General features: G+C 57.6%; 15 protein-coding genes. 7 read left to right on the top strand and 8 right to left on the bottom strand.

The window, feature by feature from the left end; translation table 11 throughout:
• Positions 1-126: 126 nt before the first annotated feature.
• Genes BGP77_RS06150 through BGP77_RS06135 form a run of 4 tightly spaced genes read right to left on the bottom strand, consistent with a single transcriptional unit; the run spans position 127 to position 4,037 of the window.
• Entirely contained in the window at positions 127-645 is a 519-nt protein-coding gene (locus tag BGP77_RS06150) for a TlpA disulfide reductase family protein (protein WP_158269286.1), read from the bottom strand.
• The gene (locus BGP77_RS06145; RefSeq protein WP_108163835.1) at positions 642-2,114 is read right to left on the bottom strand and encodes an MFS transporter; all 1,473 of its coding nucleotides are present in this window, start codon (positions 2,112-2,114) and stop codon (positions 642-644) included. The genes BGP77_RS06150 and BGP77_RS06145 overlap by 4 nt, the downstream gene beginning before the upstream one ends.
• Positions 2,115-2,169: 55 nt before the next feature.
• Positions 2,170-2,610: a GNAT family N-acetyltransferase gene (locus BGP77_RS06140; RefSeq protein ID WP_108163834.1), complete on the bottom strand. Its 441-nt coding sequence runs from the start codon at positions 2,608-2,610 to the stop codon at positions 2,170-2,172.
• Between the two features lie 2 nt (positions 2,611-2,612).
• On the bottom strand, positions 2,613-4,037 hold the full coding sequence (locus BGP77_RS06135) for a DHA2 family efflux MFS transporter permease subunit (RefSeq protein WP_108163833.1): 1,425 nt from the start codon (positions 4,035-4,037) through the stop codon (positions 2,613-2,615).
• A 156-nt stretch (positions 4,038-4,193) separates the two neighbouring features.
• Between BGP77_RS06135 and BGP77_RS06130 the strand changes: the two genes are divergently transcribed.
• A complete protein-coding gene (locus BGP77_RS06130; RefSeq protein ID WP_108163832.1) occupies positions 4,194-5,096 on the top strand; it encodes an aldo/keto reductase family oxidoreductase in 903 nt (300 codons plus the stop codon).
• On the opposite strand, the gene BGP77_RS06125 is transcribed toward BGP77_RS06130, so the two are convergent.
• The gene (locus tag BGP77_RS06125) at positions 5,093-5,827 is read right to left on the bottom strand and encodes an NAD(P)H-dependent oxidoreductase (protein ID WP_108163831.1); all 735 of its coding nucleotides are present in this window, start codon (positions 5,825-5,827) and stop codon (positions 5,093-5,095) included. The genes BGP77_RS06130 and BGP77_RS06125 overlap by 4 nt on opposite strands.
• Positions 5,828-5,899: 72 nt before the next feature.
• On the opposite strand from BGP77_RS06125, the gene BGP77_RS06120 reads away from it, so the two are divergent.
• Positions 5,900-6,826: a LysR family transcriptional regulator gene (locus BGP77_RS06120; protein ID WP_108163830.1), complete on the top strand. Its 927-nt coding sequence runs from the start codon at positions 5,900-5,902 to the stop codon at positions 6,824-6,826.
• 22 nt (positions 6,827-6,848) lie between these two features.
• On the opposite strand, the gene BGP77_RS06115 is transcribed toward BGP77_RS06120, so the two are convergent.
• The gene (locus tag BGP77_RS06115; protein WP_108163829.1) at positions 6,849-7,073 is read right to left on the bottom strand and encodes a DUF1778 domain-containing protein; all 225 of its coding nucleotides are present in this window, start codon (positions 7,071-7,073) and stop codon (positions 6,849-6,851) included.
• 100 nt (positions 7,074-7,173) lie between these two features.
• The gene (locus BGP77_RS06110; RefSeq protein ID WP_108163828.1) at positions 7,174-8,190 is read right to left on the bottom strand and encodes a pirin family protein; all 1,017 of its coding nucleotides are present in this window, start codon (positions 8,188-8,190) and stop codon (positions 7,174-7,176) included.
• A 243-nt stretch (positions 8,191-8,433) separates the two neighbouring features.
• Here BGP77_RS06110 and BGP77_RS06105 point away from each other — a divergent pair, with 243 nt between their 5' ends.
• The 5 genes from BGP77_RS06105 (at position 8,434) to BGP77_RS06085 (ending at position 12,514) form a co-directional block, all read left to right on the top strand.
• A complete protein-coding gene (locus BGP77_RS06105; RefSeq protein WP_108163827.1) occupies positions 8,434-8,874 on the top strand; it encodes a universal stress protein in 441 nt (146 codons plus the stop codon).
• A 96-nt stretch (positions 8,875-8,970) separates the two neighbouring features.
• Positions 8,971-9,666 (top strand): hypothetical protein, encoded by a 696-nt coding sequence (locus tag BGP77_RS06100; protein WP_108163826.1) that lies wholly within the window; start codon positions 8,971-8,973, stop codon positions 9,664-9,666.
• 10 nt (positions 9,667-9,676) lie between these two features.
• A complete protein-coding gene (locus tag BGP77_RS06095) occupies positions 9,677-10,423 on the top strand; it encodes a DnaJ domain-containing protein (protein ID WP_199224205.1) in 747 nt (248 codons plus the stop codon).
• Positions 10,424-10,565: 142 nt separating this feature from the next.
• Positions 10,566-11,594 (top strand): glycosyltransferase, encoded by a 1,029-nt coding sequence (locus BGP77_RS06090; protein WP_158269285.1) that lies wholly within the window; start codon positions 10,566-10,568, stop codon positions 11,592-11,594.
• Entirely contained in the window at positions 11,591-12,514 is a 924-nt protein-coding gene (locus BGP77_RS06085; RefSeq protein WP_108163824.1) for a glycosyltransferase family 2 protein, read from the top strand. Before BGP77_RS06090 ends, BGP77_RS06085 begins: the two co-directional genes overlap by 4 nt.
• Positions 12,515-12,601: 87 nt before the next feature.
• On the opposite strand, the gene BGP77_RS06080 is transcribed toward BGP77_RS06085, so the two are convergent.
• Entirely contained in the window at positions 12,602-13,156 is a 555-nt protein-coding gene (locus BGP77_RS06080) for a hypothetical protein (RefSeq protein WP_108163823.1), read from the bottom strand.
• Positions 13,157-13,317 lie beyond the last annotated feature (161 nt).

The following is a 13,317-nucleotide window of genomic DNA, read 5'->3' as shown; positions in this document are numbered from 1 at the left end:
CTTTCCCGGAACCGTCGACCGCAGTTCAGCCACACAGGCACCCGTCGCTCAGCCGCCCGGCTCGGACAACTCGCAGCGCTTCAATAACCAGAGGCGATAAACAAAGATTGTTTACAGGAAATGGATCTAAGGCGACGACGTCAGTTGAGGCAGCAAATCGGCGAGATGTTCGACCATGGCATCGGCATCCCAGTCGGCAACGCCCTCCAGTCGGTAACGCAACTGACCGCGATGATCGACCAGAAAGGTGGTCGGCAAACCGCGCATCGGCAACTGCCGGCTGACGCTGGTATCGATATCGAGCCAGACCGCAAAATCGATGGGTAATCGCTCGACAAAGGTGGTGATATTGGCCGGTGTATCGCCGTAATTCAGCGCCACCATCCGCAGCTCGTCATCGGAGATGCGCTGACGCAAACCGTTTAAGGCGGGTAGTTCCTCTCGGCACGGAATGCACCAGATGGCCCAGACGTTCACCAGCATCGGCACGCCGTCAGCGGCAAAGCGCTGCTGTGGCTGCTGGTGTAACTGCAACGCCGACGCCACCGGCCAGGGCTGAGCGGCAATCGCTTCAAACTCACGATCGGCTCGGGCCACGACGCTGACCAGCACCGCGACTAACGCCATCAGCCAGCGTCTTTTCATGCCGCCACCGTCGACGTGTTTTTCCCGGGGATGAGCCAGGCGGCCAGTACTGCCGCACCCAAGGCACAGAGCGCCATCAGCGCCAGACTGCCGCCAAGCGCCCATTGATAAGCGTCCAGGGTTGCCTGGTATTCGGCATCGCCAGGCGCCGGAAACAAGCCAAACTGCCCGCCGCCACCGTGAAAGCTGCGAAATAACCCAGCCGCACAGGCGCCTACACCGGCAATGGCGAAAAGCCCGGCGAGGCGACTGGCGGTATTATTGATGCCTGAGGCAGCACCGGCACGTTGATCGGGCACCGAATTCATCACCGCCGTGGTGAGCGGCGACACCAGCGTCGCCATACCCAACGACATCAGGCACAACGGCAGTTCAACGCCCAGCCAGAACGACGACCATTGCGGAATCAAGCCGACAATTCCCAGCGTCACCAGCAGCGCACCCAGCACCAGCATTGGCCGCGGTCCAAAACGATCACCCAACTTACCCGCGCGGCTCGACAACACGCCGATGATCAACCCAAAGGGCAACAACGCCAGCCCGACCTGGGAGGGTGACAAACCACGGCGCTCCATCAGATCGATAGGGATCAAAAACATCACCCCGGCCAAGGCGCCATAAAGCAACAACGTCATCAGGTTGGTGCCGGTAAAGGCGCGATTGCGAAATAACGCCGGCGGTGCCAGCGCATTGTTAACCCGCCCTTCATAGAAAAAGAACGCCACCAAACCCAACAGGCCCGGCACGATCATCGCACTGGCATACAAACCGCTGCCGGTGATGCCTTCGGTGACGACCGTTAAACCCAACGTCAGCAACCCGCAGGCCGCCGCTGCGATCAACACACCGCCCCAATCGAGCCGGCCACGCGCATCCGGATCGCGGCTTTCAGGCATATAACGGCGCGTCAGCCACACCACCATCACCGCCAGCGGCAGATTGATCCAAAACGCCGCACGCCAACTGAACCAATCCATCAACACGCCGCCAAAGGCCGGGCCCAGAGCCGTGGTTAACGCCGACGCACCGGCCCACAGACCGATGGCTTTGCCGCGTTCCCCACTGGGATAGGTGGCCGAAATAATGGCCAGGCTTTGTGGTACCAGAAGCGCCGCGCCCAGGCCCTGAACCGCGCGGGCAATGATCAGCCAGGTCGGGTTCGTTGCCAGCGCACAGGCGAACGAAGCCAATGCAAACAGCCAGATGCCGATGCTGAAAATACGACGCCGCCCCAGACGATCCCCCGCGCCGCCACCGACCATTAATAAGGCGCCCAAAAACAGGGTGTAGGCATTGAGTATCCAGAGCAGTTGCGCCAAAGAGGCGTCGAGATCGGTACGGATGATCGGCAACGCCAATGTCACCACTGAGCCATCAATAAACGCCATGGCGGACGCCAGAATGGTTGCTGCCAGTATCCAGGGCCGCTGAAAAGGGAGGGTGTAGGCGGCGGTTGATTCGGAGGACATCGTAACGCTTCCGTAGCCGGGGGAGCTTCGATTCGAGCACGCTCCCCGCCGGGCGTCAACGGTTACGATCGGCGTTCAGGCGTTGCCGATAAATAATGATGCGATCCACTTCTTCAAACCCCGCGGCCTCATGGGCGGCCGGGGACAGTGGATAACTGGGGTTGGTATCAGAAAACACGGTGCGGATATGACGATGCAGAAACCAGCTCGACAGTGCACTCATCAAAGCTTTGCCAACGCCACGGCCGCGAACCTCGTCAGCCACGTACCAGCCTTCAACGTGACCATAAAGTTCATCGTCACCGCGATAAATCTGGCCTTCAATCAAACCCACCGGTCGGTCATCCTGCCAGGCAATAAAGGCCACTTCGTTGGTGTTCACCAATATCGCGCGGCATTCGTCCAGCCCGGTGTCTCGCTCAAGATCGGTCCACAGTGCCTGGCGTAACGTCACCCAGGCGTCCAGGTCGGTGGTTTCCACCGCGCGAATGTCCATGCTTATTCCTCAACCGTCTGCTGAGCCGGGCGACTCACCATCTGCCATAACCACAACGACCCAGCCAATCCCAACAAAGCCAATCCCAAAGCAGCGCCAAAGGCCAGGTGCACGCCTTCAGCCACGGTCGCAGCCGGCGCTGCCTCGGCGCCTGCTTGGGACATTGGCCAACTCATAATGGTCACCAGCAAGGCGGTGCCCACCGACGCGCCGACCATGCGCAGGGTGTTGTTCATGGCCGTGGCATGAGCGATGAGTTCGTGCGGCAAGGCATTAATGCCGGCCGTCACCAAGGGCAAGAACAGCAGCGCAATTGCGAACATCAGTAAGGCCACGTATGCCGCGATCATCCAAGGCGACGTCTCCAGGTCCATGCGCATCAGCAAAAACAGAGCGACGGCTATCAGCGCGTAACTCAACGGCGCCATCTGACCAATGCCGAAACGGTCAAACAAACGACCGGCAACGGGCGACATCACCCCGTTAATAATGGCGCCGGGCAGCAGCACCAGGCCCGAGACCAGGGCCCCGAGTTGCAAGGCGTTTTGAACGTAAATCGGAATCAACGTCATGACGCCGATCATCAGCAAAAAGATCAGCGTGCACAGCGCCGTCGTCAGGGTAAAAATCGGATTGCGGAACACCGCCATATCGAGCAATGGCATCGGCAGACGCTGCTGGCGATGAACAAACCAGGCCAGGCTCAGCGCCCCACCGATCAAGGCAATCAACACTTCCGGGCTGGTCCAGCCGTGACTGCCCGCGACGCTGAAGCCATAGAGCAGACCACCCCAGCCGAACGTCGACAACACCACCGATAACGCATCGATGGGCCGGTCGCGGCGCGGCGTCACATTGGTCATAAAGATCGCCGTGGCTGCCCAGACCAACGCACTGATCGGCAGCATCAATACGAACAACGCCCGCCACGACAGATGCTCGACAATCCAGCCGGACAAGGTCGGGCCAATCGCCGGCGCAAAGGCGATTGCCAGACCGACCAGGCCCATGGCTGCACCGCGACGATGCGGCGGAAACAGCGACATCACCAAGGTCTGAATCATCGGAATGATCAAGCCCGCAGCCGCGCCCTGAATGATGCGCGCCACCAGCAACATGGCAAAGGACGTCGACAAGGCGCCAATCAGCGTGCCGGCGACGAAAATACCCATGGCCGTCAGGTACAGCGCCCGGTTGGAATAGCGGTCAATCAACACCGCCGACACCGGGATAAAAATCCCGTTCGCCAACATAAACGCCGTGGTCACCCACTGCACCAGACTCGGCTCGGCGCCAAAATCGGCACTGATGGCGGGAATGGCAACCAGCATCAGCGTCTGGTTCAAAATGGTTACGAAAGCCCCGGCAATCAGCAGGGCAACGATCAGGGTGCGATTGACTTCAGTGGACGATGACGCAGTGGACATGTAAACAACCTCAAACAGAATGACGCAGAGAACAGCGATCAACCAGCGTATCGAACGACCCAAATAGCACTAGTGCCAGCGGTCATAAAAGCCGACAAGCACCCCGCGTTCGGTTAAGCTGGCGCGCCTTGATCCGCAGAACGGTCGTTAACGCTTGTGAATAAAATAGACTTGGCAAACCACAACATCCGCTTAAGCCGCCTGGTTTACGGCGCCTGGCGTCTGGCCGACGACGCCGATACCAGCACCGCTCAGGTGCGCCGTAAAATCGATGCGGCTTTGGCCGAAGGCATCAGCAGTTTCGATCACGCCGACATTTACGGCAACTACCAATGCGAAGCGCTCTTTGGACAGGCGCTGGCCGCCGACCCCGCGCTGCGTCAACGCATCGAACTGATCAGCAAATGCGACATCGCCCTCACCTCCGATCGTTTCCCGGAGCGCCGGGTTAAGTACTACGACACCAGCGCTGCTTACATCCGCAGCAGTGTCGAGACCAGCCTGCGTCATCTGCACACCGATCACCTCGACTTACTGTTACTGCACCGACCGGACCCACTGATGAATGCGGCGGAAACCGGCGCGGCACTGGATGAACTGGTCGATACCGGGATGGTTCGTGCCGTCGGCGTTTCCAACTTCACGCCCTCACAATGGCGACTGTTGCAGTCGGCGATGTCGCACCCTTTGGTGGCGAATCAAATTGAAATGAGTGTGCTGGAGCGCAGCGCTTTTGTGGATGGCACGCTTGATAACCTGCAACTCGATGGCTTGCAGCCGATGGCCTGGTCGCCCTTAGCCGGAGGGCAGCTGTTTGCAGATACCGAGATCGCTCAGCGCGTTCGACCGTTACTGGAAGCCGTGGCGGCCGACCATAACGGCCGCGCCGATCTGGCGGCAATCGCCTGGCTGCTGCGCCATCCCGCGGGCATTTTGCCGGTGGTGGGCACCAATTCCATCGACCGCATTCAAGGCTTGGCCGGTGCACTGGAGATTGAAATCGACCGGCAACGCTGGTTTGAAATCTGGACCGCCGCGGCCGGTGAAGAAGTGCCTTAACGCGCCAGAGGCAGCGCCCGACCTGCGCTGTCCCAATCCTGCCAGCCGGGAAAGACCAGCGGCGAATGGGCATCCAGACGCCGCAAATGCTCGCTCCAACGCTGTTTCAGCCCGGTCAAATGCTGAGCGAACGCAGCCTCATCACGATAGCGATATCCCTGCCCCTGCACCCCGGCCGCCACAAAAGGGGGCAGCACGCTGTAACCCAGATAATGCAGTGAATAATGCAGCGGCCACAGCAGCGCATCGATATCACCGCCTCGACCGCCCGGCCCCAGCGCCTCTGCAGGTGCCCCCGTGGTCACCGAGATCAGCGCACGGCGACCTTTGAAATAGCCATTGTCGTAACGCATCCGGCTGGTATAGAGACCGCCACTGATCAGCACCCGGTCAAACCAGCCTTTTAAGATAGCGGGTGGCCCATGCCACCAGAGCGGAAATTGCAGGATCAACAGCTCGGCCTGCTCCAGCCGCGATACATGCCGTTGAACATCGGTGGGCAGTGACCGTTGCTGCCAAGCGTGACGCTGCTCCGTCAATGGGGAAAATACCTCTGCATCGGTGCGATCTGGGTAATGCTCGCCGCGTTCAACCGGGTCAAACCCTTCCTGATAAAGATCGGCAACATCGGCTGAATAACCCATCTGCGTCAGAGTCTGAGTCGCCTGCTGGGTGAGCTGAGCGTTGAAGGCGGTGGGTTCGGGGTGACTGTGCAAAATCAGCGCGGACATCACGGGGAACTCCTGTGGAAAAAGACAGGCCCCATGCTAGCCTGATCAAAATTGCACAAAAATTCTCAAAAAATGCCAACATCAATTGCAAAAACGAACAACCTGTTCAACTGGGACGATTTCAAAACCATTCACGCCATTGTCCTGACCGGCTCATTGTCCGGTGCTGCCCGTCGGCTGGAGGTCAGCCATGCCACTGTCTTTCGTCGCCTCAACATCATTGAAAAACGCCTCGGCGTTGCATTGTTTGAGCGCCATCCCGGTGGTTATCAGGCAACGGCCGCTGGCGAGGAAATGGCCGCCGTTGCCGCCAAAATGGACAGCGAAGTGCAGGCAGCGGAGCGCCGCTTGATCGGCCGTGATCTGCAACTGGCGGGTACGGTCCGGCTGACCACGACCGACAGTCTGCTGAGCGGTGTACTGACGCCCATCCTGGCTGATTTCCGGCACCAGCACCCGGCGATAAAACTGGAAGTCGTCGCACCAAGCCAGACGTTCAATCTCAGCAAACGTGAGGCGGACCTGGCGCTGCGCCCAGCCAACCAACCCCCGGAAAATCTGGTCGGGCGACGCGTCGGCCACATTCGTCAAGCCATCTATCTGGCGAGCGAAAAAGCAGACAAGGCCCTGGCTCAGGCTCTGGATGGTACCGCGCTGTGGCAGCAACTGGATTGGATCGGTCCTGACGCAAACATGGGTTATCACAGCTTGCAGAAATGGCTGCATCAACAGGGCTTGGAACAGCGCTGCCGCTACTGGACCGATACCACCCTCGCCATGCAATCAGCGGCCCGCCATGGCTTGGGCGCCGCGGTGTTACCGTGCTATCTGGCGCAAGCCGACGCAGGGCTGACCCAACTGGGCGAGCCGATCACCGCCATGAGTACGCAGCTGTGGCTACTCACCCACCCGGATTTAAGACACAGCGCTCGGGTACGAGCACTGATGGATCATCTGGCAGAAGCATTGCGCACGCACCCGGACATTGGCATCGCATGAGCGACGCCCATGTCCCGGCAGATCAGGAATGAGAAGGCAGTTCGTCGGAGGTAACGGTGGCCAGATGGGATGACACATCTTCTTCGGTGATGGCGATGGCTTTTTCCAGCGCGGCTTCCACCAGAAAATCGGTCACCGATAATTGCCAGGTTTCGGCAGCGCGCTCGATCAGGCGGTATTCGTCGTCGTTGAGGTGCAGCTCAAAATCGTGTGCCTGGCGAACGGCCGTCTGGGCAGTTGAAGTCATCTTGTCTTCCTGTTGCCACGGTGAGGAGCACCAGAGTGTAGCCCAACCAATCAGATAGCAAGCGCCGATTTTAGGTCCCTTTTAATCGGCGCAAATTGCCTCAGTCGCGCTCTTCCACCCGACCGTCAGCGTGCTTGGCGAAACGCCCGCGTGGCCGGTCGTGCACCTGATCCATTCGCGGCCAGGGCCAGCCGCCAAACTCGTCGCGACGGAAATCGGCAAAGGCTTCGTGAATCTCCGCTTCGGTGTTCATCACAAAGGGGCCGTACTGAGCGATGGGCTCGGCAATAGGCTTGCCTTGCAGCATCAGAAAGTCGGCACCGGACTCACCGGCCACCAGTTCCACTGAGGCGTTGGAAACCAGCTGTACACCTTGCCGCACCTGTAAGTCGGTCTCTTCCACCCGAGCCGCATCGCCGCGGTAGAAATACAGCATGCGGTTCAGATCCGCTGACGCAGCGGGCAACGTCCAGCGCGCACCGGGCTCCAGATGAATGGTCCACACCGCAACTTCATTGTCGGCATCGGCCGCCCAGGAATCCGGCGGCGGTGGCGGTGCATCGTGACCGTGCAGATGACCGGCAACCACGCGCACTTTGGTTTTGCGGCCTTCGCTGTCGGCTTCCTCAACGATGGGCGTCTCGTCACCCCAGATCATGCCGAAATGCGGTTCAACCTTTTTGCTTTTGGCCGGCAGGTTCAACCAGATCTGGAACAGCTCCATGTGGTTCTCTTCCTGCTCGCTCAGCAGCGGGAACATCTCCGAATGCTGTACGCCGCGACCGGCCGTCATCCATTGGGTATCGCCTTGACCATAGCGTCCTGCCGCGCCCAGAGAATCGGCGTGATCGACAAAGCCTTTGGTCACGACCGTAATGGTTTCAAAACCGCGATGCGGGTGCGCCGGAAAGCCGGGCACGGTGTCACCGTGGTACATCCGCCAGGGACGATTCCAGTCGAAATCCTGGCCAATCTGACGGCCAGCCAGCGACGCCTGCGGCCCCATGCCGGCATTGCCTTTGGGGAAATCGTCGAGGTGATGCACGCAAAACAAAAACGGGTCGGCGGTCTGCCAGGGGAATCCCAGCTGAATCACCTGCTGAACAGCTTGGCTCATGATCGAACTCCATCGCGCTGTAAGTGAGCGTATTGTGGCCCTAACAGTGGGGGCATGGCACGGCATTTCACCCGGACAGGCCGGTAAACGCAACGTTCACCAAGGAGCGACAACCGCCGTGAGTTTGACCTGTATCAAGCCACATCGGTCGAATGTCAGCCATGATTAAAGCGTGGTCGGACCGGTTGAATCTGTCGTTCGGTGCTCCGATCTAATTCGTACCCATCCAGAGGAGGGGACATCATGAGCAAATTAATACTGGTACCGGTGGACGGTTCCGAACACTCACAAAAAGCCATCGAGTTTGCTGCTGACTGGGCCAAAACTCACGACGGCAAACTGCACCTGCTGCACGTACCTGAACCCATGACTGGCGATGAAGTGCTGGTAATGGGCGGCGCCAGCCTGACCTTGCACGCCACTCGCGAAGAACTCGAAGAAGCGGGCAATGCCATTCTCGCGGCGGCGGTGGACGTCGCTAAAAGCACCGGTCAGGAGCATGTCGAAACCTCACTGGTGATTGGCGATCCGGCACACAAAATCGTCGCCAAAGCCGATGAACTGAACGCCGATATGATCGTGCTCGGCACTCGCGGTCTGGGCGAATGGAAAAGCCTGATGCTGGGCAGTGTGTCCCACAAAGTCATGCAACTGGCCCACTGCAGCTGCGTCACCGTGCGCTGATGAACGGCTCAAACCAACGCCCGTCATTCTGACGGGCGTTGGCCTGCTCGCCTCTGAATCATGGTCAAGGCGATATCGCCTTTGTATGCTTTATCCATGAGCAACGACCGACTCCCCAGTAAATCCAGCCGACAGGACATCGACCAGTTCCTGCAAAGCGCCGCGAAAACACCCGTGGCGGCGCAGCAACCCGGTCGCCTGATGTTCGCGCTTGATGCCACCGCCAGCCGACAACCGAGCTGGGACACCGCTTGCCAACTGCACAGTGAACTCTTTTTCGCGACGCGCGACCTGGGCGGATTGGCGATCCAGCTGTGCTATTACCGCGGCTTCAATGAGTTTTATGCCTTGCCCTGGGTCAGCAACGCCGATGGCCTGCTGCGCGCCATGAACGGCGTCCGTTGCCTCGGTGGCCACACCCAGATTCGCAAAGTGCTGAAACAGGCCATCCGTGAAACCCGGCAGCAATCGGTTAAAGCGGTGATCCTGGTGGTCGATTGCTGCGAAGAATCGGCAGACGACCTGTGCCAGCTGGCCGGCGAACTGGGCCTACTCAATACGCCGCTATTCATCTTTCAAGAAGGCCAGGATGCCAACGCCCAACGGGTTTTCTCACAGTTGGCGCAACTGTCCGGCGGTGCGCTTAGCGCCTTCGATCACCGCAGCCCGGACGTGCTCAAAGCCTTACTGGGTGCCGTGGCCGTCTATGCCAGCGGCGGTCGCACCGCTTTAGAAACATTTTCCAAAGCAGCGCCAGCCGAAGTGAAGCGCCTGACCCAGCAATTGAAATAAGAGGCCGATCGTGAATCCCATCACCTTGATGTTTTTGTTGGTGCTCGTGTCAGGCGTGCTGCTGTATTACCGACGCCTGCCCGCCGCTCAACGCGGCCCGTTCCGAATAAAGGCGCTGGTGGCGCTGGCACTATTCGGTGTCATCTTCCTGGCACTGACCCATCGGCTGTATCTGATCGGCGCTCTCTTTGCACTCATGCTGCCGTTACTGCGCCATTTTTTACCCTGGCTGCTGCGTTCGCTGCCGTTTCTGGCCGGCTGGTATCGGCGTCGCCAACAGCGGCAAAGTTCGACAGGCGGGCAGCGTTCACGGGTCGCAGGAGAGGTTGTGGAAATGGAACTTGACCACGACAGCGGCGCCATGACCGGACAGGTTCTAACCGGTCCAATGGCCGGACGTGATCTGGCCGACCTTGATCAACAAGAATTTCTCGACTTGCTGAGCTACTGTCGCCAGACCGACAACGATTCCGCCCGCCTGTTAGAAAGCTATCTGGACAAGCGCTTTGGGGATGCCTGGCGCGCTGACGATACTGTCGGCCACACCGAATCGGAGCAGGCGGCCGCCCATCACAACGGAGCCCTGAGCGACGCCGAAGCCTACGAAATTCTCGGCCTGGAAGACGGTGCCGACCGAGACGCCATTATCCAGGCCCACCGCCGATTGATGCAGAAACTCCACCCCGATCACGGCGGCAGTGCCTATCTGGCGGCCCGCATCAACGCCGCCCGGGCACAGCTGCTGGACCGCCACTAAAACTCCCGGACGAGGCGCCCTTTTCAGGGTGTTGCGCTTGGTCTGCCGCCCAAAAGACGCTATCATGCTACTTATCACGTTATTAAAACACTTTTGGCATCATAAATAGATACCAAACACTCTTACTCGCGAACCCATCGCATTGGATAAAAAGCACCCTGGCCCTCTGGGTGCCATTCTCGCCGTTGAGTCTGATTTTATGCCCGCCTTTCAACTGAGCATCATCATTCCTTGCTTCAATACCGCAGAATACTTGGAAGACTGCCTGCTTTCTGTCGCCAGAAACGTCCCAAGCGAAAGCCGAGCGTCGGTGGAGCTGATCGTCATCAACGACGGTTCAACGGATAACACGGCCGAACGGCTGGCTGAACTGCTGCCCAGAACACAGCTGCCTTACCAACTGATTGAGCAAACCAACCGCGGACTGTCTGCTGCCAGAAACGCCGGCTTAGCCATTGCCTCGGGCCGCTACATTGGATTTCTCGACAGCGATGATATTTGGCTGGAAGACATGCAACCGCTCATTAGCACTATTCAGACATTTCAGGCCGACGTCATCGAATTTAACGCCAAGCGTTTTACCGATACCGAAATGGATACCCACACAGTATTCAAGCTGATCGATTCGGCACAAAGCATTGATGCCATTAAAAAAAGCGCCTTCGTGCAATCTGACTGGATGGTATGGGCACGTTTTTACCAGCGAGACATTCTCACTGATTTGTATTTTGTTGAAGGCATTACTTATGAAGATGTGCTGTTTACATCGCAATGCTATCTGCGCGCTCAAAACATTCTGACGATTGACACACCCTGTGTCGGTTATCGCTATCGGCCAACGTCCATTACCAACACCAACACTGAAAAAGACTTGGTCAGTCTTCACCAAGTGATATCAAAGTGCCTGCAGCAGTACCGAAAAATGCCCAGCGACCTGAATTTCTTTTTGCTGTGCAATGCGTTGATTATTTACATGCATATCTACATCAATATGCATAAAAGCATCATCGGAATCGGTTACCAAACACTGAGAAAGCTGCTCTCCAAAAACAAGGAAATAAAACATTTCAAATTGAGTTCCAGACTGATGATTTCCAACCTACCACTCTACTTAGTTGCCAGAACCATCAAGTGGTCAACCTTAGCGTTAGTCACCTCTCGCATCCGATGAACGTATCGATCATTTTACCGACCTACAACCGAGTCCGTGAATTCCAGCGCGCATTGAACAGCCTGCTGGCGCAGACTTATGACAACCTTGAGATCGTTGTTGTGGATGACAATGGCCTGGGCACTGACACGCAGATTCTCATTGCGAGCATGTGCGACAACCTACCCAGGGTTCGCTACCTGCCTGTCGTTGAAAACCTCGGCGGCAGCCTGGCCCGGGATTACGGCATTCAGCATTGCACAGGCCGCTACATCACCTTTCTGGATGACGACGATGTTTATCGACCCGATAAAGTAAGTCAGCAACTGTCTTACATGGTCAACCATAATCTGGACATCTGTGTTTGTGATATGGACATGGTTAACGAAGCCGGCGCTGAGCACTATTTTCAGGACTGGCATACCAAGGCTGTTGCCTCTTCCTTGCACGAATTTTTATTCCACGGCGTCGCTTTTACGCCCATGATCATGATGAAAAAATCGGTCTATCTCGCCTCCGATGGCTTTGTGAAAACACCGCTGTTTCAAGACCACATCATGATGCTAAATGCGCTGCATGTATCCCAGAATATTGGCGTATTACGCAAGCCGTTATTCACCCATCACCAGACCCCGGGCACGCGTATTTCAGGAACAGCGAACAAACTTGAGGGCTATCGAATTCGATATGCCTTGGAGAAAAAACTCTGCATAATGCATGGGTTCGATTTCAAACCATTGCGCGAAAACCAATTACGGACGTTGCTGGCGTTGTTTAAAGACAGGCTGGGGTTATGCCACTACAGCCAGTTGTGCATCGAGCTGCTTTGGCTGAAAAAGAATGGACAAACGATCCGCTGGGTCGCTAAGTCGCTCATTGATTACCTGCGCATTCGCACCCGACCATTGCGTTCTTGGATACGCCAAGCCATAGGTGCATAAACGGGGCGATTTGCTGACGCAACAACACACCCTGTGACCAACGAATAATGCTCAAGCGCGCGTTGCTCATTGGTTGATAACAACCTCTCACCCCGCTTCCGGCAGCAGTTCAATATCAATAGCGGCAGCTGGTGCACCGGTCAGTTGCTCGACACTCTGCCAATGCTGATTAGCGACCGCTAAAATCTGATCGAACGCGCCCGACTGGTTGAGATCGCCCACGGTGTAGCCCGTGTCGCGTTGCAGCCAGCGCTCGCCCAGCCGAGCCAATCGTTCTGGCTGTGGCAGGTCCGTCGGTTCTACCCGAATGCTCACCCGAACGCGCCGATGGGGTGCTAACAGTTCTGGTGTACCAACGGCCGTCACTTCCAGACTCGGCAACCGTTGTGACTGAGCATCGGCACTGCGCTGCGCTAACTGGGCGGCGTCGCGCAACAGGTCGAGGTCTATGGCCAGCAGTTGTGCCCAGAACGCCAGCGCATCGTCATCCTCGCTGCCATTAAGCAGAAAGTCGTCGACTTCAGCCGCGCTCAAGCCGTGATCGGGTTGAAACATCAGCCGCGTACGCACGCGATTATGCAGATTACCCAGATGGGCGCAGCCCAATACCTGGGCCAGAAAATGGGCAAACAAGGTTGTCATCACGCACCTCAACTAAGCGGTGCTGATTCAATGGGAGGGGTGCAGGGAAAGCCAGACCGGCGCTTTAGCTGCATTTATATACCGCTCGCAAGTGACCATTAAATCAGCGGGTTCATTCAATGGAGCGAACTATATCAATTTATTTTGATATAGCGCAAGAG

The organism is Saccharospirillum sp. MSK14-1 (assembly GCF_003054965.1).
GTDB lineage: Bacteria > Pseudomonadota > Gammaproteobacteria > Pseudomonadales > Natronospirillaceae > Saccharospirillum.
Note: the sequence above shows the minus strand (reverse complement) of the source record. Positions and strands in the feature narration are given on the sequence as shown.